19 protein-coding genes are annotated in these 18,421 nt (G+C 34.7%); 13 read left to right on the forward strand and 6 right to left on the reverse strand.

Going from position 1 to position 18,421, the window contains the following annotated elements:
• Positions 1-19: 19 nt before the first annotated feature.
• Positions 20-625, reverse strand: coding sequence for a Crp/Fnr family transcriptional regulator (locus tag IGL98_RS05605; protein WP_206911948.1), 606 nt, complete (start codon positions 623-625; stop codon positions 20-22).
• 240 nt (positions 626-865) lie between these two features.
• Here IGL98_RS05605 and IGL98_RS05610 point away from each other — a divergent pair, with 240 nt between their 5' ends.
• The 11 genes from IGL98_RS05610 (at position 866) to IGL98_RS05660 (ending at position 11,309) form a co-directional block, all read left to right on the forward strand.
• Positions 866-1,237: a GntR family transcriptional regulator gene (locus tag IGL98_RS05610; protein ID WP_206847050.1), complete on the forward strand. Its 372-nt coding sequence runs from the start codon at positions 866-868 to the stop codon at positions 1,235-1,237.
• Positions 1,230-2,582: an ATP-binding cassette domain-containing protein gene (locus IGL98_RS05615; protein WP_242590167.1), complete on the forward strand. Its 1,353-nt coding sequence runs from the start codon at positions 1,230-1,232 to the stop codon at positions 2,580-2,582. Before IGL98_RS05610 ends, IGL98_RS05615 begins: the two co-directional genes overlap by 8 nt.
• 10 nt (positions 2,583-2,592) lie before the next feature.
• Positions 2,593-4,602, forward strand: coding sequence for an ATP-binding cassette domain-containing protein (locus IGL98_RS05620; RefSeq protein ID WP_206847052.1), 2,010 nt, complete (start codon positions 2,593-2,595; stop codon positions 4,600-4,602).
• 23 nt (positions 4,603-4,625) lie between these two features.
• Positions 4,626-5,156 carry a hypothetical protein gene (locus IGL98_RS05625; protein WP_206847053.1) on the forward strand — a complete coding sequence of 177 codons (531 nt, stop codon included), beginning with the start codon at positions 4,626-4,628 and terminating at the stop codon, positions 5,154-5,156.
• Positions 5,157-5,256: 100 nt separating this feature from the next.
• Entirely contained in the window at positions 5,257-5,658 is a 402-nt protein-coding gene (locus IGL98_RS05630; protein ID WP_206911947.1) for a DUF3224 domain-containing protein, read from the forward strand.
• Positions 5,651-6,538 carry a helix-turn-helix transcriptional regulator gene (locus IGL98_RS05635; RefSeq protein WP_206847055.1) on the forward strand — a complete coding sequence of 296 codons (888 nt, stop codon included), beginning with the start codon at positions 5,651-5,653 and terminating at the stop codon, positions 6,536-6,538. The genes IGL98_RS05630 and IGL98_RS05635 overlap by 8 nt, the downstream gene beginning before the upstream one ends.
• 76 nt (positions 6,539-6,614) lie before the next feature.
• Complete coding sequence (locus IGL98_RS05640) at positions 6,615-7,046, forward strand: hypothetical protein (protein WP_206847056.1); 432 nt, start codon at positions 6,615-6,617, stop codon at positions 7,044-7,046.
• Between the two features lie 294 nt (positions 7,047-7,340).
• Positions 7,341-7,610, forward strand: coding sequence for an ACT domain-containing protein (locus IGL98_RS05645; RefSeq protein ID WP_206847057.1), 270 nt, complete (start codon positions 7,341-7,343; stop codon positions 7,608-7,610).
• Between the two features lie 215 nt (positions 7,611-7,825).
• Positions 7,826-9,169: a PFL family protein gene (locus IGL98_RS05650; protein ID WP_206847058.1), complete on the forward strand. Its 1,344-nt coding sequence runs from the start codon at positions 7,826-7,828 to the stop codon at positions 9,167-9,169.
• Positions 9,170-9,304: 135 nt separating this feature from the next.
• A complete protein-coding gene (locus IGL98_RS05655; protein WP_206847059.1) occupies positions 9,305-9,691 on the forward strand; it encodes a DUF1149 family protein in 387 nt (128 codons plus the stop codon).
• A 226-nt stretch (positions 9,692-9,917) separates the two neighbouring features.
• Positions 9,918-11,309 (forward strand): L-cystine transporter, encoded by a 1,392-nt coding sequence (locus IGL98_RS05660; RefSeq protein ID WP_206911946.1) that lies wholly within the window; start codon positions 9,918-9,920, stop codon positions 11,307-11,309.
• A gap of 78 nt (positions 11,310-11,387) precedes the next feature.
• Here IGL98_RS05660 and IGL98_RS05665 read toward each other — a convergent pair whose 3' ends face one another.
• Positions 11,388-12,197 carry an MBL fold metallo-hydrolase gene (locus IGL98_RS05665; RefSeq protein WP_206911945.1) on the reverse strand — a complete coding sequence of 270 codons (810 nt, stop codon included), beginning with the start codon at positions 12,195-12,197 and terminating at the stop codon, positions 11,388-11,390.
• A gap of 120 nt (positions 12,198-12,317) precedes the next feature.
• Between IGL98_RS05665 and IGL98_RS05670 the strand changes: the two genes are divergently transcribed.
• Entirely contained in the window at positions 12,318-12,689 is a 372-nt protein-coding gene (locus IGL98_RS05670; RefSeq protein WP_069645284.1) for a VOC family protein, read from the forward strand.
• A 274-nt stretch (positions 12,690-12,963) separates the two neighbouring features.
• On the forward strand, positions 12,964-13,905 hold the full coding sequence (locus tag IGL98_RS05675) for a rhodanese-related sulfurtransferase (RefSeq protein WP_206911944.1): 942 nt from the start codon (positions 12,964-12,966) through the stop codon (positions 13,903-13,905).
• 184 nt (positions 13,906-14,089) lie between these two features.
• Here the strand turns inward: IGL98_RS05675 and IGL98_RS05680 are convergent, their stop codons facing one another.
• The 4 genes from IGL98_RS05680 to IGL98_RS05695 form a co-directional block, all read right to left on the reverse strand.
• Positions 14,090-14,362 (reverse strand): hypothetical protein, encoded by a 273-nt coding sequence (locus IGL98_RS05680; protein WP_242590166.1) that lies wholly within the window; start codon positions 14,360-14,362, stop codon positions 14,090-14,092.
• A 128-nt stretch (positions 14,363-14,490) separates the two neighbouring features.
• On the reverse strand, positions 14,491-15,009 hold the full coding sequence (locus IGL98_RS05685; protein ID WP_430605060.1) for an SLC13 family permease: 519 nt from the start codon (positions 15,007-15,009) through the stop codon (positions 14,491-14,493).
• 190 nt (positions 15,010-15,199) lie between these two features.
• Entirely contained in the window at positions 15,200-15,937 is a 738-nt protein-coding gene (locus IGL98_RS05690; protein WP_069645281.1) for an amino acid ABC transporter ATP-binding protein, read from the reverse strand.
• Position 15,938: 1 nt separating this feature from the next.
• The gene (locus IGL98_RS05695; RefSeq protein WP_206911943.1) at positions 15,939-18,098 is read right to left on the reverse strand and encodes an amino acid ABC transporter substrate-binding protein/permease; all 2,160 of its coding nucleotides are present in this window, start codon (positions 18,096-18,098) and stop codon (positions 15,939-15,941) included.
• Between the last annotated feature and the right edge of the window lie 323 nt (positions 18,099-18,421).

The raw sequence follows: 18,421 nt of genomic DNA on the forward strand, positions 1-18,421 counted from the left end.
AACACTGGTTTTCGACTTTTTAGTTTATGGTGATAGGAACTTTCTTTTTTAACAGCCAGCCTGTTTTTTCTAACTCACTTAAAGAAACGGACACTCTGGATTGCGACGTACGGCAGAATTTTGATAGCGTTTCTTGTGTGATAAATTTGGGTAATTCCAAATGATCTGTCTCAGTTACGATACCAATATAGTCACTTAAATAATGTAATGCAGATTTTACTCGCTCCGTAGTTGGCAAATAAAGAAAATTAAAATAACCGTAATGGCGTTGGAAGATATCGGCAAAATTAGCCAACAGCAATTCATAAAAGTCTGGTTGTTCATTTAAAGAAGCTAGAAGTTTTTCTTTTGATAAACAAAAAACCGTAGCATGTTCACTAATAACCCGAATCCCATGTGTCTTTTGTTTAAACGTAGAAAAACTATCAAAACCGAAAAAATCATTTTGAAAAATAAAAGAGGAGATGTAGCGTTTGCCATGATTAAGAATTTCAACACAGAGAACACCCTCAACAACATAATAAATATTTTCGGTTTTCTCATATTCATCAATGACTAAGGTATCTTTTTCGTATAATTTTTCTGTCCATTTATTGCGAGGTTCTTTTTTTAAATAGTTAATCAAAGCCAAATTGTCTTTATATGATTCGATCGTTCAGTCCTCCTTTGAGGTAAAAGTAGTTAAATGTTTCAAGTATATGAATTATAGCATAATCTGGCTGATTTTTTGAACTCAGATCTATAAAAGTTACCATTAGACAATTTATATCATTGATATAAATTGTTTTTTTTATTTCCTCTAAAATAGGATTTACCAGCTGAGTGTGTGACTAAAGCAGTACAGTATGCAACTAGGAAAGGGAGGATGCAGGTGAATTATGACGGGAACAGACCCATTTACCAACAAATTATTGAGCAGGTCGAACTTTGGATTGCTAGTAACCAATGGCACCCAAATGAAAAAGTACCTTCTGTCAGACAAATGGCAGAAGACTTAGATGTAAACCCAACAACGATTCAACGAGCCTACAGTATTTTAGAACAAGAAGAAATTTTGATCAGTCAGAGAGGGATTGGGAAATTCGTGACAAATAAAACCGATAAAATTACAGATTTACGCTTGCGATTGATTGAAGCTCATATAGAAGCTTTCATTATTCAATTGCAGAAACTTGATTTAACACAGCGTGAGAGGGAGCACATCATTGAACGGATTGTGAGGAGTGCAAATGAATAAATTAAAAGTGAAAAATATCGGTAAACGATATCAAAAAAATATTTTTGAAGAGCTGTCCTTTAGCTTGAGCGAAGGTCAAATTCTTGGAATTCTCGGTAAAAACGGTACGGGGAAAACAACACTGCTCGACTGTATCTCAGGACAAAAAAAAGTTAGTACAGGAATGATTTTATACAATGACCAGCAACAAAGTAATACTGCATTTAAAACCAGTGTAGCTTACGCTTCAACCATAAATTATTTTGAAGATTCCCAAACGATTAGACAAATACTGATAGAGTATACGTTGTTATTTCCTGGTTTTCAGTTAGAAAAAGCAATGGAGCAATTGGAGATCTGGCAAATTTTTCCTAAACAAAAATGGCAGGAACTTTCAGAAGGCACCAAAGTCAAGGTGAAGATTGCGTGTGAATATGCTAAAGCAACGAACCTGTTTTTATTAGATGAACCGTTTGCCTATTTAGATTATTCCTCTCGCATACAAGTGAAAAAAATGTTGAGAAAAGCCAGTGGTGAAAACAAAATAATTTTAGTTTCGACTAACTTTATTGAAGAGATGGATACTTTATTTACAGATGTGTTATTTATGAATCCAAACCGCTATTGTGAAGCAATCAATTTGGAAGATTTACGGGAACGAAAACAGTTGTCTTTAAAAGAAATCTATGAGGAGGAGCCGATGATACATTTATTTAATTTTTATCATGAAAAAAGCAAGAAGTTCTTTTTAAGTAGTTTACTTTTGATTTTAACTAGCTATTTTGCAAAATATGTTTTCCAATTAACGATGCCTGAATCTCAATGGGACCGTCTGCCAATTTTACTCTCCGTTGTGGCGGCTATCATTTTAACTTGGCGAATCAACCAACTAGATATTCAGCCGAATCATCGAACATTGGCCAGCACGGCTCATCACTCGACTCTTGAGAAAATCATTGCGAAATATTTACTTTCCTATATTCAAATCATCGTGATCGGTGCAATCAATTTAGTGTTTAATTTTACGATGATTTCTTTAGGTTTAGGGGAACTATTTATACTATCGCTAGAATTAGCTGTTTACCTTGCTGGTATGATCAGTTATTTGATTTTGTTAAGAGGGATTATCGCTAAATTGTGGCTACCGAACTTTTCAAAAACATTTATTGTGGCGATTAGTTGGATATTGATCATCTTGTTGAATGACGTAGCACGTCATTACTTCCCTCAAAGTGTGAATATCACTTTACCAGTTAACAACGGGAGCTTTTATCCAAGTACGTTTCTATTAAATGCTTGTCTATCAGCAGCGATTATCTTCGTTTACCTTTGGCTAGAAAAAAATCAATTGAAAGATAATAAATAGGAGGAGAAAAATGTATCAACTAAAAAAAGTATCGAAAAGTTTTACGATCGATAACAAAAAAGAACCTGTCTTGCATGACATAACAACCACATTTAAAGCAGGAGATTTTGCCTTGATTTTAGGAGCAAGTGGTAGTGGTAAGACAACATTGTTAAATATCATCAGTGGGTTAGATACGGATTATGAAGGAGAGATTTTATATGAAGGACAAAATTTAAAGACGGAGAATATGGACGATTTTCATAAAAATGAGATCGGATTTGTTTTTCAAAGTTTTAATTTAGTCTCACATTTGTCTGTGCTTGAAAATGTTAAAAGCGCTCTTTATTTAGACAAAACATTGAGTCCATCTGAGCGTACAACTCGAGCAACTCAGCTTTTGACCAAAGTTGGTTTAGTTGATCATGCCAATAAGTATCCTAGTCAACTTTCGGGAGGACAAAAACAACGCGTGGCGATTGCTCGTGCTCTTGCGAATGATCCTAAAGTCATCATTGCGGATGAACCGACAGGGGCACTTGACTCAGTAACCGCGGCTTCAATTATTGAGTTGCTGAAACAATTAAGCAATGAAGGCACATTAGTGATCACAGTTACTCATGATGAAAGTTTGATGAATTACGCAACAAAGGTTTTAAGAGTCAAAGATGGTCATATCTTAAGTGATGATCGAATTAAGGAACCTAGTTTCAATAAAAATCAAACATCACAAAAAATGGCCTCCAACGTTTCTCTTTCTTTAGGTGCTACCTTGCAGCTTGTGAGTAAAAACTTTTTTAGTCGAATTTTGAGGAATTTGTTAATCGCGTTTGGCACTTCGATCGGGATCACTGCGATTTTACTAGCATTGGGGATTGGTAATGGGATTACAGAAGTGTTAGGTGAGTTTTTCCAAACAGCTTATTCTCCAAACCAAATAACCTCCTATTATCAAGATCCAGATCGTGGTGGACCGCCGAGACCTTCTGAACTGTTGAAAGAGGACGAAATCAAAAAACTGAAAGACTTATATGCAAGTGAAGGAATTACAGAAATATACGAAAGAGCTAATTTAGCAGGAATCCGATTTAAATATGAAGATCAGGTGATTGACAAACTAGCTCCTACTCAAATGGATGAAGCAAATCTAAATAAAGAAAGATACAAAACCAATACGGTGGCTGATGGTTATTTATTAGCAGGTACATTTATCACAGCAGACGAATCTGGAATTGTTTTACCTGCTTCTGTTGCTAGAGAGATATTAGGCTTAAAAAATTCAGAATTAACGGGAAAAAATGTAGAACAGTTGATCTCAAAATCAATCACTTTAGTTTACCAAGGAAGAGAACAAGGAATCGATAATACTTTGATTGAAGTTGAGACTGTTGTAAAAGGAATCACTTCACCAGATGAAGAAGGGTTTGTCCAAGGATTCATGGCATCGCCAGCAACGTTTGATGAAATGGTGAAAAAAATTGGCATCAACAAACCAATCTATACGATTGATGCATTTGCGGAAAATCCGGAGGAAGCAGAATCTTTTATTGAGAAATACAAAGAAAATCCAGAATATGAACATTATGCAATTACAAATGCTTCTTCATTTTTAGATACCTTTAAGCAATTTACGGATATTATTGTTTACTTATTAGCCTTTATTGCAGGACTTTCTCTGATTGTTGCGGGTGTGATGATTGCCGTTGTTTTATATATCGGAGTGGTTGAAAGAACGAAAGAAATCGGTGTTTTACGCTCTATTGGCTATAAAAAAGGATATATCAAACGTTTATTCAGGATGGAAGCAATCTACATTATGCTGTTATCTAATATTATCTCTGTTGCATTTGCATATCTAATTCAATTTTTAGCGAATCCAGTGATTGAATCTAGTATTGGTTTTAACCAGGTTATCCAGATAGCACCACTCAATGCACTAGCTACTTTAGGAATAACTGGTGTTCTAGGCGTGATTTTCGCACTCTATCCAGCAGCAAAAGCAGCCAAATTAGATCCAATAACCGCTTTACGATACGAATAAAAAAAGGAAAGTAGGAAAAATAAATGAAAAAACTATGGAAAAATAAAATTTTTAAGTACGGATTGATCGGAATTGTTCTGATTGTGTTAGGAGGAGCTGGGTTTTTAGGTTACTATCGGCTGGCGAGGGTTCAAGGTGTTATTTCAAGTTATGAAATCAATGAAGAGCTAAAGGAAAAGCCTAATTCCTATAAAGCCGTGATCTACACGCAAGACCGCGCGTTTAAAAATGAAGTAATCAATGAACTTAAAAAAAATCTAGTAGATGAAAATATTTATTTGCAAGTAGAACCAGTTGAAGAAATTGGTGAAAATAAAATTGAAGACTGGGACAAAGTGATCGTTTTATCGACCGTTCAATCCAGTGATCCTCCAAAAGAAGTTTTAGATTACCTAAATAAGCATAAAGATGAAGAAAAATTAAGTGTTTATTTAACTGCTGATTCGAGTGCATGGTCAAAAGATCCAGGGCATCTAGATGTTACGACAGCAGCATCTAGATCAGAGAACACCACAGTTTTCAGTAGAAAAATCAAAGAATTTCTATTGAATTAAGCAAACAGTATTAGTGAATAAAAAAATAAATTTTATTGCGCTGTTCGCTTGTAAAAAGAACGTATGTTTGCTATCCTGTAATTCATAAGGAGGGATAAGCATGAGTGTGACATTCAGCGTTACAAAATGGGACGAACAACCAATAGATGAACAAAAAATAGATTTTCCAGTGAACCAAGTTCGAGCAGAATATGAACTTGAAGGAGATTTACAAGGTAAGGCATGGGTGGAGTATCTTCTCTATTATTTAGAAAGTAATAAAGAAGACGGACATCTTGCAACCGCTAGGATCACAGGATTTCTTCACTTTGAAGGCCAATATAAAGGAAAAACAGGAACCTTTACAGCAGCTGAAAAAGGCATTTTTGACAAAGGATCACTCGATTCGCCAGGTATGATCATTAAAAGTACGGGAGAATTACAGGCGTTGACTGGTTCTTATCAATATGATTTTGTTGGTGAGAATAGTAAGTTGATTTTGGATTTCAAGGACAATGAATAATCTTTCTAGATTGTTTTATATTATGCATTATTTAACGATGCACAATAAAGCCAAAGCAACAGTACTGGCAGAACAACTTGAAGTATCGACACGTACGATTTATCGGGATATCGATACGTTGTCTGCATTAGGCTTTCCAGTATATGCTCAAAGTGGACGAGATGGTGGGCTTCGCTTATTGGATACCCATCATCTGCCCGCTACTTTTGTGGATGACGAGGAACAAGACCAAATTATTTTAGCACTGCAAAATTTAGCAGCGACTAATTTAAAAAGCGTCACTCCTTTAGTCAACAAGCTATCCTCCTTATTCAAAAAAGAAGTAGAACAATGGATCGATATTGATTTTTCAACTTGGGGACGAGAAGATGAAGTTAAAGTGATCGGATTGATTACCCAAGCCAAAAATCAAAAAAAGTGTATTCATTTTTCTTACACTAATGGAAAAGGTCAAAAGACTACTCGAGAAGCAATGCCGAATAAATTGATTTTCAAACAAAATGCCTGGTACTTAGCAGGATATTGTTGTGTGAGAAAAACCACTCGGCTATTCAAATTAAGACGAATGACTGAATTGATAATTTCTGCTAATGATATCGATGAAGCCTATTTGATCAAAGATTATCAGCCAAAATTTTCAAAGATATATATTGAATTTAAGATAAAAAATGACCTATTTTATCGGGTGCAAGAAGACTTACCAGATATCGAAATAGAGCAAGACACAGAATATACTAAAGTAAAAACATGGCAGCCAGATGGTTCTTGGTTGACATCATACTTACTATCATTTGGTGCTTCAATCGAAGTAGTGAAGCCAATTGAATTAAAAGAAAAAGTCAAAGAAGAAATTGTTAAAATCAACCAGATTTACTTTTGATTTGTTCTGATTTTTCACTATACCTCTTGAAACAATGACTATTGATTGAGATAATAGCAAAGAAAAGAGGGATCATATGGGACAAATTTGGCTGGAACGATTACTTCGCTGGAATGCAAAAATTCAAAAATTATTAGTAGGAAGATATGCCCGCATGGATCAATTGAACAATACCTTGTTGAAGGTTAGTTTGATCTTATTATTACTTAATTTATTTTTACCAACTTCGATTGCATTTTGGTTAGCAGCTGCACTTTTACTATGGATTAACTATCGTTTTTTCTCTAAAAGAATTTATCCGCGCTCCAATGAAAATACTCGTTATATGTTAAAAGTACAGCAATTAAAAAAGAAGTTCAATTTTTCAAAAGAAAAGCTCAAAGAGCGCAAAACCTATACTTATTTTAAGTGCCCAAATTGTAAGCAACAATTACGAGCGCCTAAAGGAAAAGGCAAGATCAAAGTCACTTGTTCAAGGTGTAAAGAACAATTCAATAAAAGGGTTTAATTGGAAAACTTCTGAGAAGATTTATTAAAATCTCAGAAGTTTTTTGCATTAAAGAAAAAGCGAACGATCATTACTTTTTAAAGTTTTTTGTTCTGATTATTTGTTAATAGCTGAACAAATTATGATATAATAGGAAAAAACTTATTTAGCTGTTATATTATCTAACTTCAAGAGCAAGTCTCTCGTGAAAAAGACAAAAAATAAATGAAGCGAAGAAGGCCTCAGTTATTTTTTTCTATTTTGCTGTCGAGACTGACCAAGCTCTTTCAGCTTTTAAATTTAGGAGGAAATTGTATGCGCGCAGTATTAACTGTTATCGGTAAAGACAAGGTAGGAATCATTGCTGAAGTCAGTCAAAAGTTAGCTGAACTGGATATGAATATTATTGATGTTTCACAAACGATCATGGACAGTTATTTTACAATGATGATGGTATTAGAAATTTCTAAAGACAAGAACGATTTTGAAGCGATTCGCTCTGAGTTGAATGCTTTAGGGGAGAAGTTAGGCGTGACAATCAGTATCCAAAATGAAGAAATTTTCAATGTTATGCATAAATTATAATAATAGAGGCTGACCAAGCTCTATCTCCTTTACTTTGAAACACAGTGAATGAAATGAGGCTGAAAAGTACAAGGAGAAGTAAAACAAAACGTTGTTATCATAGCTAGCTAGATGGCTAGTCTCTAGGATAAAAGATGAAATCTGTTTGTGACAAAAAGCGCCACTAACGGATTCTCTTATTTTTCTACGAACCTTAACTATTAGGAGGAAAAACTTTGGAAACAAATCAAATTCTAGAAACAATCCGCATGATTGAAGAAGAAAATTTAGATATTCGAACTATTACGATGGGGATTTCGTTATTAGATTGTATTGATAGCAACAGTGATAAAGCCTGTCAAAAAATCTACGATAAAATTACTCGTTTAGCTAAAAACTTAGTTAAAGTTGGCGAAGAAATCGAATCTGAGTATGGGATTCCGATCATTAACAAACGAATTTCTGTAACACCGATTGGAATCATTGCGGCTGCAAGTCCAGACAAAGATTATGTGAAGTATGCGAAAGCATTAGATAAAGCAGCTCAAGCTGTTGGCGTTAATTTTATTGGTGGATTCACTGCGCTGGTTGAAAAAGGCTACCAACATGGTGATGAAATCTTGATCAATTCGATCCCTCAAGCACTAGCTGAAACAGAATTTGTCTGTTCTTCCGTAAACATCGGTTCAACCAAAGCAGGGATCAATATGGATGCAGTTCGCCACATGGGTTATGTGATCAAAGAAACGGCAGCAAAATCTGATATGGGCTGTGCCAAATTAGTAGTATTCGCGAATGCAGTGGAAGACAATCCATTTATGGCTGGGGCATTTCACGGAGTCGGGGAAGCGGATTGTGTGATCAATGTAGGGGTCAGCGGACCAGGTGTTGTTAAACGAGCATTAGAAAAAGTCAAAGGAGAGCCCTTTGATGTTGTAGCAGAAGTAGTAAAACAAACAGCGTTTAAGATAACCAGAATGGGACAATTGGTTGGAAAAATAGCATCAGAGCGTCTGTCTGTTCCTTTTGGAATCGTCGATCTATCTTTAGCACCAACACCAGCTGTAGGGGATAGTGTTGCCTATATTTTAGAGGAAATGGGTCTAGAAAGTGTTGGGACTCATGGAACGACTGCCGCATTAGCTTTGTTGAATGATGCAGTGAAAAAAGGCGGCGTAATGGCTTGTAATCATGTTGGTGGATTATCGGGCGCATTTATTCCTGTTTCAGAAGATGCTGGAATGATCGATGCAGTTAATAATGGCGCGTTGAATTTGGAAAAATTAGAAGCGATGACGGCAATTTGCTCTGTTGGTTTAGATATGGTTGCTATACCTGGTGAAACGTCAGCAGAAACAATTGCTGCGATGATTGCAGATGAAGCGGCAATCGGCGTAATCAATCATAAAACAACAGCTGTCAGACTCATACCAGCTAAAGGAACAAAAGTTGGTGATATGGTGGAATTCGGTGGATTATTAGGTAGAGCACCAGTCATGAAAGTGAATGACTATGCTTCAACTGACTTTATTTTACGCGGTGGTCGAATTCCTGCGCCGATTCATTCATTTAAAAATTAGATTAAAAAGAGTCTATGAGTATTTGTGGTAAAAAGATGTGTGGTATAATAAACAATATAGATAGACTATGCTTTGGCTAATGTTAGCTAGAGATCAATGATAGTTATTGAACTTAAAAAAAGGAGATTTTAATTCATGGAAATAAAACGTCAGCAAGAAGTCGTAGAGGCTTTTCATTACGATATGCGTACACAAGATATGGAAGAAGTAGAAACAGATCTTCGAGTGGGATTTTCTCCAATCGAATCAACTGATGAGAACTATCCAAAAGAAAACTCAATCATCGCAGCTCGTCTAGAGTTTCGTTTGATTTTTGAGGAGTATGTATTGTCAGGTTCAGTCAGTCAAATCAATCATATTATCAATCATAAGATTGAAACGCAAGACGATATCTCACAAGAAGAAGTGGATGAATTAGTTAGTCCGTTGTTCGATATCGTACAACGTATGGCATATGAAGTCACTGAAATTGCTTTAGACAAGCCTGGTATCCAATTAAATTTTCAATCAGCTGCTGAATAAGATATTCAATCAAAGAGTTTGCGATAGTTTTTGACTATCACAAACTCTTTTTTCTATCATTATAGAAACAAAATAGTACCCTTTAGTCTTTTAAATCAGGTACAATGATCTTATCACTGAAAATGAATTGATTTATTTTTAGGGCGGGTCATTGAAGAATGATCCCCGGGAACCTTTACTTCCTTTGATGTACTTGTCATTTAACTTAAATTTAGGAGGGAAAAAAATGACAACACTCATCACTGTTTTAGTGGTCCTTGCTTTTCTTGCAGTGTTATACGTCTTTTATCGTATGCAGACAAAACACTATAAATTTTCAACTCGTGTTTTTGCCGCATTAGGTGTCGGTATTGTATTAGGTGGAATTATTCAATTCGCATTCGGTACACAAGACAAAGTCACAACGCAAGCAATGGAATGGATCGGTATCGTAGGTAATGGATATGTAGCATTCTTACAAATGCTCGTAATCCCCTTGGTTTTTGTTTCTATCGTAGGAGCATTCACTAAGATGAAAGAATCCAAGCAATTAGGCAAAATCAGTTTTAATGTGCTAGCAACATTATTAGGCACAACAGCTGTAGCTGCGTTGATTGGGATCGGAACAACATTATTATTTGGACTACAAGGTGCACAATTTACGCAAGGAACGGCAGAAACCGCACGAATTGCAGAACTTGCAACGAGACAGGAAACCGTTGAAAACTTATCGATTCCTCAACAAATTTTAGCCTTTATTCCTAGAAATGTCTTTGCAGATTTTGCAGGTACTCGTCCAACAAGTACGATCGGCGTCGTAATCTTTGCGGCATTTGTCGGTGTTGCTTACTTAGGTGTGAAAAGAAAAGCACCGAAAGAAGCAGAATTTTTTGCAAATCTGATTGATAGTTTGTATAAAATCACGATGCGTATTGTGACTTTGGTCTTACGTTTAACACCTTATGGGGTTTTAGCGTTGATGACGTATGTTGTTGCTACAAGTGATTTTGATGCAATCATTAACTTAGGGAAATTTGTACTAGCTTCTTATACCGCGTTGATAATTGTAATGCTGGTTCACTTATTGATTTTAGTTGCAGTTAAAGTAAACCCAGTGAATTATTTGAAAAAATCATTCCCAGTATTGAGTTTTGCTTTTACTTCAAGATCAAGTGCCGGAGCATTACCTTTAAATATTGAAACACAAACAAAAGCTTTAGGTGTTGATGATGCAACAGCTAACTTTGCGGCAAGCTTTGGCTTATCAATTGGTCAAAACGGCTGTGCTGGGGTTTATCCTGCTATGTTGGCAACAATCGTTGCGCCAACAGTTGGTATCAATGTCTTCAGTTTAGAATTTATTTTAATGTTAGTTGCAATCGTAACAATCAGCTCATTTGGTGTTGCTGGTGTCGGTGGTGGCGCAACATTTGCTTCATTGATTGTTTTAGGTTCTATGAATTTACCAGTAGCGATCGTAGGACTGGTTATCTCTGTGGAACCATTGATTGACATGGCTAGAACAGCTGTGAACGTTAGTGACAGCATGGTAGCTGGTATTGTTACTAGCTCACGAATCAATGAATTAGATCGGGACGTTTTAAACGATAGCAATTTAGTTATTGAACAAAACGCATAACAAGTGATCCACTTCTCTTCCCCAAGAGAGTTAAAAACATTAAAGAAGGTAAGATCTTTAATTGATCTTACCTTCTTTTTAATGCCATTCGATTTGCAGGCCCACACCTACTTCTTCTATTGGAAGTTCATAATGAATCTTAGCTTTAGCTTGAAATGAAACGCAATGACAGGGATAGAGAGTGTCTATTTTATTGCTTTTGAAATATTCAATTGTGTTGTCTAACTGTAGATCCTCTTCAAACAAATGAAAACCACCAATCACGCTTTTAATTGTTTGAATACCAGAAACTTGTTTGGCATACTCGCAAATATTGCTGATACCGCTGTGAGAACAACCAGTGATAATGTAAATCCCATCATGGCCTTCAAAGACTAATGCTGAGTCATCTAAAACATAGTCAGGTGTAAAGACTTCTGACAACTTTGTTTCGCCTACCTGTTTAGGAGGCTCAAAATCTACGAGTTCGGGGATCTCTCCTAAAAATGTAATGTTTGGAGAAAGTTTAACAGGTTCTTTTGTAAGAAGTAGATCATAATCTATTAGTAGTTCTTCTTTTGTTATATTGGATCCTATGATCAATTCTTCTTCTTTTTTAGGACAGAAAGCTAAAGGGTGTGCAATAATTTGTGGTTTTTGTTTCGTGAAGATACTGGAAATTATATTTAAGCCACCTGTATGATCATTGTGACCATGAGATAGGGCTAACTTTGTAACTTGACTCAAATCAATATTTAGTAAATCAGCATTTTTTTTAAAGACATCACTGTAACCTGTGTCAAAAAAAATTTTTTCATCCCCATCCTCTATATAAAAAGATAATGCAGGTTCTCCCAAATAGTAATGATCGATATAGACATTATTATCTACCAAAACAGTTAATTTCATTTTTTCTCCTTTTCGAAGCAAATTTATTTTCATAAATCTTACCATAAGCTATGATAGAAAGTATATAATGAAAAGGCATTTATTTTAAAATAGAAAAACAAAGAATAGGAGCAAATAAACATGTTTACTAACCAAATCAAAATAATGTTATATGTAACGAATGTAGAAGAATCAAGTAAGTTCTGGCAAAAAATCGGCTTTGTAGAAAAAGAAAGAGATGCTGTTGACGGCACACTTGTTGTGGAAATTGCACCAAGTGAAAGTGCAGAAACAATGATTGTTTTATACGATTTAGAATTTATCCAACAACATTCACCAGAAGTTGCTGGAAATACACCATCATTGATGTTTTTCGCAGATGATGTGATAGAACTATATAAAAAAATGAAAGATGCTGATGTACGAGTAGGAGAGTTAGTTCAATTACCAACTGGATTAGTCTTCAACTTTGCAGATAATGATGAGAATTATTTTGCGGTATCCGGAAAATAATAAATTAACTTATACTAACTGTCTAAGCTTTCTAAAACGAAAAGCTTAGGCAGTTTCCTTTCTAATTGGTAATCCAACTGCCAAAAACAGACCTCTCAACAAATAGATAAGATGAAGCTATTGTTCATTTATTTATGTGCATTATTCCACAAGCAAATAGTTCGCTTTCCTTATTTCGTTTTTTATATACTAAATACGTATGAAGATAAAATAGGGACTGTACAGTTATTATGGAGATAGCAAAACAGTTTCTAAGAAAAAGGAGAAAGATAGAATGGATTACCGCGTATTACTTTATTATAAATACACGACGATTGAAAACCCCGAAGAATTTGCAAAGGAGCATTTAGCTTTTTGTAAATCGTTGAACTTAAAAGGAAGAATTTTAGTTGCAACAGAAGGAATCAACGGCACACTTTCAGGTACAATTGCTGATACGGATGCCTATATGGAAGAAATGCTAGCTGATGAACGGTTTAAAGATACTTATTTCAAAATTGATGAAGTACCAGAAAATGCGTTTCATAAAATGTTTGTCCGCCCTAGAAAGGAATTAGTTTCTTTAAGTTTGGAAGAAGATGTTAATCCGTTAGAAATAACTGGTAAATATTTAGAACCAGCAGAGTTTAAAGAAGCGTTACTTGATGAAAACACAGTTGTAATCGATGCGAGAAATGATTATGAATTTGATTTAGGTCATTTTAGAGGTGCTGTTCGTCCAGATATTCGTAACTTTAGAGAATTACCGCAATGGATCAGAGAGAACAAAGAACAGTTTATGGATAAAAAAGTTGTAACTTATTGTACTGGTGGTATTCGCTGCGAGAAGTTTTCTGGTTGGTTGATGAAAGAAGGCTTTGAAGATGTTTCTCAACTTCATGGCGGTATCGCGGTTTACGGAAAAGATCCAGAGATAAGAGGCGAATTATGGGACGGTAAAATGTATGTCTTTGATGAGCGAATCAGTGTTGAAATCAATCATGTCGATAAAAAAATCATCGGAAAAGACTGGTTTGATGGAACGCTATGCGAACGTTACATTAATTGTGCCAATCCTTTCTGTAATAAACAAATTTTAGCTTCAGAAGAAAACGAAGCTAAGTATCTTGGCAGCTGTTCGGATGAGTGTCGTCATCATCCTGCTAACCGCTATGTAATGAGAAATGAACTTTCAAAAGAAGATGTGAAAGCTAGACTTGAAGCGATTGCTAACTAATAAAAATCAGCGAGGTTGGATCAAAAGTGATGTTTGCTTTTGATCCAACCTCTTTTTTTATAATAGAAAGCTAAAAAACAAAACAAAGCAAATCAAAAAGACTAAGTTTATAAATGTAAACTGTAAAATGAATTTTTTTGAGTGTGTAGGATAATACTCTTTATATAATTTAAATCCAATCAAATTAGCTAACGAAGCAATGATCGTACCCAAACCGCCGATATTTACCCCCCAAAAAAATTGCCTGAACTTGATCTGTGAATGGCGCAATTAGAATAGCGGCAGGCACGTTACTAATCACTTGGCTTACCAAGATACTTCCAAAAAATGTATGAGTAGTCGTAGTGAATTGTTCTTTTATAAACGTTGAAATCATTTCTACTTGAGAAAAATTCCCGACTGCGATAAAGAAAAATACAAATGTCCACAATAATTTATAATCGACTTGTCTAATCATTTCTTTGTCATAAACAATAAGGAGAACGGAAGCGATAGGAATTACAACAAAATAAGGAATTACATTAAATACACCTAAAAGAATGAAAAGGCCAATCAGACTTAAAAAAAACATTTTTTTCTTATTGATTATTGGAAGCAAATTAGTTTGTTTAGGAATCGTTCTTTTTTTAATAATAGAAAAGAAATAAGTAAAACCAGAATCGAAAAAAGCAATAAAATTAAAGACCATTCAAAAAAAGTTGCAGTTGAAAGAGAAAAATAAGAAAATAAAAAAAGGTTTTGCGGATTTCCAAACGGGAAAAAACTACTGCCTAAATTAGCAGCGACAATTAGTAAGACTGCACCAGCAATCTTATTTTCCATTGCTGGAAATTTTTTTATGATCGTTAAGTAAATAGGCATTAACGTCAATATTGCAACATCATTAGTTAGGATCATTGAACTAAAAAATGATAATAGAACGATATTCCTAATTAAACTACGCGATGTTGCTGAAAAATCAATCATTTTTTCGGCGAAATAGTTTAAAATACCAAGTTTCTCAATGTTCTTTACAAAAAACATTAAACCAAACAAACAAAAAATAACTTTAAAGTCAATTGAGTTTAATGAAAATGTGCCAAAATAGCAACTGATAATCGCAATAAGAAAAGACGAGGTAAATAATAAATCTCTTGTAAAAAAAGTTTTTCAATCGCTTCATTGGCAATACTCCTTTTCGTTGATAGAGTAGTAGATATTCTGTTCAAATTTACTTTAAAAAGTGCAATTTATCAAGAATAAAGTAATAAGAAAATGGATCACTCTATATTTAGAGTAATCCATTTTTTTTTTTTTAAATATTCAATACTTTATCCAAGAAATCTTTGGTTCGCACGTTTTGCGGATTTTCAAAAATTTGTTGAGGTGTTCCATCTTCTAAGAAATTACCACCATCGATAAACATTACACGATTTGCAACTTCTTTAGCAAATCCCATTTCATGCGTAACGATGACCATTGTCATGCCTTGTTTTGCTAATTTTTTCATAACATTCAGTACATCACCAACCATCTCGGGATCAAGTGCAGAAGTCGGTTCGTCAAAGAGCATGATATCTGGATTCATTGCTAAGGCACGAGCAATTGCTACACGTTGCTTTTGTCCGCCAGATAGTGATTCAGGATAACTATCTTTTTTATCAGCTAAACCAACTGTATCTAAAAGCTGAATTGCTTTTTCTTCAGCTTCTTTTTTCGAAAGACGTCCTAAATCTGTTGGTGCTAAAGTAATATTTTCCATGATAGACAGATGAGGGAACAGGTTGAAGTGTTGGAAAACCATCCCAATATGTTGACGCACTTTATTGATATTTGTGTTTTTATCCGTTAAATTTGCTCCATCGATAATAATATCGCCGCTAGTTGCTTCTTCAAGTTGATTCAAACAACGAAGAAAGGTACTTTTACCAGAACCGGAAGGGCCAATAACACAAACAACATCGCCTTCTTGAATGGATACATTGATATCATTAAGGACGGTATTATCACCATATTTTTTTACTAAATGTTCTACTAGAATTTTTTCAGCCATATTATTTCACCTTCTTTTCCAAAACTTTAGCTAATTTCGTTAAGGCTGTGATCAAAATCAAATACATCATTGCAATTACGAAGTAAACCATTGTACTTTGTAAGTTTCTAGCAACAATGATTTTACCTGTTTGAAGTAACTCGATCAAGCCGATTGCAGATAGAATCGTTGTATCTTTTAAAGAAATAACAAATTGATTAACGAATGATGGAATCATAATTTTGATTGCTTGCGGTAAAATAATTTTTTGCATCGTACGGTTGTATGAAAGACCTAAACTACGTGATGCTTCCATTTGACCAACAGGTACAGCATTGATACCGCCACGTACGATTTCAGAAATATAAGCACTCGCATTCAATGTTAATGTAATGATTCCAGCAAGGAAAACGGGGATATTGAACCCTAAAATTCCTGGCAAGCCAAAGTAGATAAAGAAGGCTAGTACCATTAAAGGAATACCACGAATGATATCAACATAAATAGTCGAAATCACACGTAATGCTTTTTTAGGAGATGCGCTGAACAATCCGAAGATCACTCCAACGATCAAGGCTAAAATAAATGAAATCAGTGTTAACTGAATGGTCATCCATAAACCGCTCAATAGACGTTTCCAGTTGTTTTGGATCATACCAACAAATGTTGACTCATCTACTTTATTTTCTGTAGAACCGTCTTTTACATATTTTCCGATGATTTCATCGTACTCACCAGTCCGTTTTAATTCAGCTAACCCTTCATTGAACATTTGGATCAACTCTGGGTTTTTACCTTTTTTAACAGCAAATCCGTATTTTCCGCCTTCTTCACGAGGAATCGGAGTAGATAATGGTTGTTTTTGAGCAACGCCATAACCAATCACTGGATAGTCGTCCATCATTGCATCGATCTCACCAATCTCAAGTGCGCTGTATAAAGCATCTGTTGTATCTAGATATTTGATTGAAAAGCCATATTTATCTTTGTTGGCTTCAAGGAAATCAGCACTTTCAGTTCCAATTTTGGCACCAACTTTTTTATCCTTTAAATCTTCATAAGAGTGGATTTTATCATTGCCTTTTTTGACAGCGATTTGAATACCGCTGTTAAAATAAGGAGTAGAGAAGTCAAATGATTTTTCCCGTTCATCTGTAATCGTCATTCCTGCGATCATTGCATCAGCCTGACCAGATTCAACAGCTTGGACAGCAGAACTAAAGCCGATAAATTTAAATTCGATATTAAAATCTTGTAACTCAGCAATTCGTTTAACTAAATCAACATCGATTCCCTCATACTTACCATCAGCATTTTGAAATTCAAATGGTGCAAATGTAGAGTCACTCGCAATTACATAAGTCTCTTTTTTAGGTTGGATTTTTTTCATTTTAGCATCAGTGTCTGTTGTTGTTTCAGTTCCAGTGGAAATATATTTCCCTACGATATCGTCATATTTTCCTGAACTTTTTAATTCTTTCAAACCAGCATTGAATTTTTCAATCAATTCTTTATTTTGACCTTTTTTCACCGCAAACCCATAAGAACTACCCGTTTCTTTTTTACCTACCAATTGAAGTTTTTGTCCATTTGTTATGGCATAGCCTAAAACAGGGTAGTCATCGAAGATTGCATCAGCTTCACCATTTTCAAGCGATTGATAAAGACCCGTTGCATCATCGAAATTTTTGATTGTATAGCCATATTTTTCTTGATTTTTTTCTAAAAAAGTTGCACTTTCGGTTCCAACTTTTGCTGCAACTGTTTTTCCTTTTAAATCTTCGTAATTTTTGATTTTATCATTGCCTTTTTTGACGGCCATCTGAAGTCCGCTATCGAAATAAGGTTCTGAAAAGTCAAAAGATTTTTTACGCTCATCTGTAATACTCATGCCGGCAATCATACCGTCAACTTGTTTTGATTGTACAGCTTGGATCGCACTATCAAAGCCAAGTGGTTTCAGATTTACTTTAAAATCTTGATTTTCAGCAATTGCATGAAGTAAATCAACATCGATTCCAACATATTCTCCTTTAGAGTCTTGAAATTCAAAGGGGGCAAAAGTTAAATCTGTTCCTATATTATATGTTTTTTCCTCAGCCTGAGCATTCTGCCCAAGAGTAAATGTCAGTAGACTTGCCATCATGACAATGAATGAAAGTAAAAATTGTTTCCTTTTCATAAAATACCTCCTATATTTGCATATTGGATAATTATATAGTAAAAAAAGGCAAAAGCACAAGTCATTCACAATGATAAAGTTAAAAAAAACTCATTTCCTAACATCTAATGTGACGAAATGTAACATAAAAGGGTAGGAATAAAAGTTTTAAACCAGAATAAGCGACATTCAGTCAAATGATCAAATGCAAACAAAAGATTAAATAAAATGTAAATTATCAAAAATTGCGTATACGTAACTCATTCTAAAACTAGCGAAAATATGTTCGGTATGTTAAAATAATTAAAGGAGTTTCTTTTTAATTTTGAAGTTAGAAATTCTTA

This window comes from Enterococcus sp. DIV0840, from assembly GCF_050527835.1.
GTDB lineage: Bacteria > Bacillota > Bacilli > Lactobacillales > Enterococcaceae > Enterococcus_L > Enterococcus_L ureasiticus.

What these genes read in the sequence shown, in the direction of transcription:
- IGL98_RS05630 (WP_206911947.1), top strand. Translation starts at nt 5,257, where the DNA reads ATGAGTGTGACATTCAGCGTTACAAAATGGGACGAACAACCAATAGAT.
- IGL98_RS05660 (WP_206911946.1), top strand. Translation starts at nt 9,918, where the DNA reads ATGACAACACTCATCACTGTTTTAGTGGTCCTTGCTTTTCTTGCAGTG.
- IGL98_RS05665 (WP_206911945.1), bottom strand. Translation starts at nt 12,197, where the DNA reads ATGAAATTAACTGTTTTGGTAGATAATAATGTCTATATCGATCATTAC.
- IGL98_RS05670 (WP_069645284.1), top strand. Translation starts at nt 12,318, where the DNA reads ATGTTTACTAACCAAATCAAAATAATGTTATATGTAACGAATGTAGAA.
- IGL98_RS05655 (WP_206847059.1), top strand. Translation starts at nt 9,305, where the DNA reads ATGGAAATAAAACGTCAGCAAGAAGTCGTAGAGGCTTTTCATTACGAT.
- IGL98_RS05695 (WP_206911943.1), bottom strand. Translation starts at nt 18,098, where the DNA reads ATGAAAAGGAAACAATTTTTACTTTCATTCATTGTCATGATGGCAAGT.
- IGL98_RS05615 (WP_242590167.1), top strand. Translation starts at nt 1,230, where the DNA reads ATGAATAAATTAAAAGTGAAAAATATCGGTAAACGATATCAAAAAAAT.
- IGL98_RS05635 (WP_206847055.1), top strand. Translation starts at nt 5,651, where the DNA reads ATGAATAATCTTTCTAGATTGTTTTATATTATGCATTATTTAACGATG.
- IGL98_RS05675 (WP_206911944.1), top strand. Translation starts at nt 12,964, where the DNA reads ATGGATTACCGCGTATTACTTTATTATAAATACACGACGATTGAAAAC.
- IGL98_RS05645 (WP_206847057.1), top strand. Translation starts at nt 7,341, where the DNA reads ATGCGCGCAGTATTAACTGTTATCGGTAAAGACAAGGTAGGAATCATT.
- IGL98_RS05640 (WP_206847056.1), top strand. Translation starts at nt 6,615, where the DNA reads ATGGGACAAATTTGGCTGGAACGATTACTTCGCTGGAATGCAAAAATT.
- IGL98_RS05620 (WP_206847052.1), top strand. Translation starts at nt 2,593, where the DNA reads ATGTATCAACTAAAAAAAGTATCGAAAAGTTTTACGATCGATAACAAA.
- IGL98_RS05625 (WP_206847053.1), top strand. Translation starts at nt 4,626, where the DNA reads ATGAAAAAACTATGGAAAAATAAAATTTTTAAGTACGGATTGATCGGA.
- IGL98_RS05680 (WP_242590166.1), bottom strand. Translation starts at nt 14,362, where the DNA reads ATGATTAGACAAGTCGATTATAAATTATTGTGGACATTTGTATTTTTC.
- IGL98_RS05610 (WP_206847050.1), top strand. Translation starts at nt 866, where the DNA reads ATGCAGGTGAATTATGACGGGAACAGACCCATTTACCAACAAATTATT.
- IGL98_RS05690 (WP_069645281.1), bottom strand. Translation starts at nt 15,937, where the DNA reads ATGGCTGAAAAAATTCTAGTAGAACATTTAGTAAAAAAATATGGTGAT.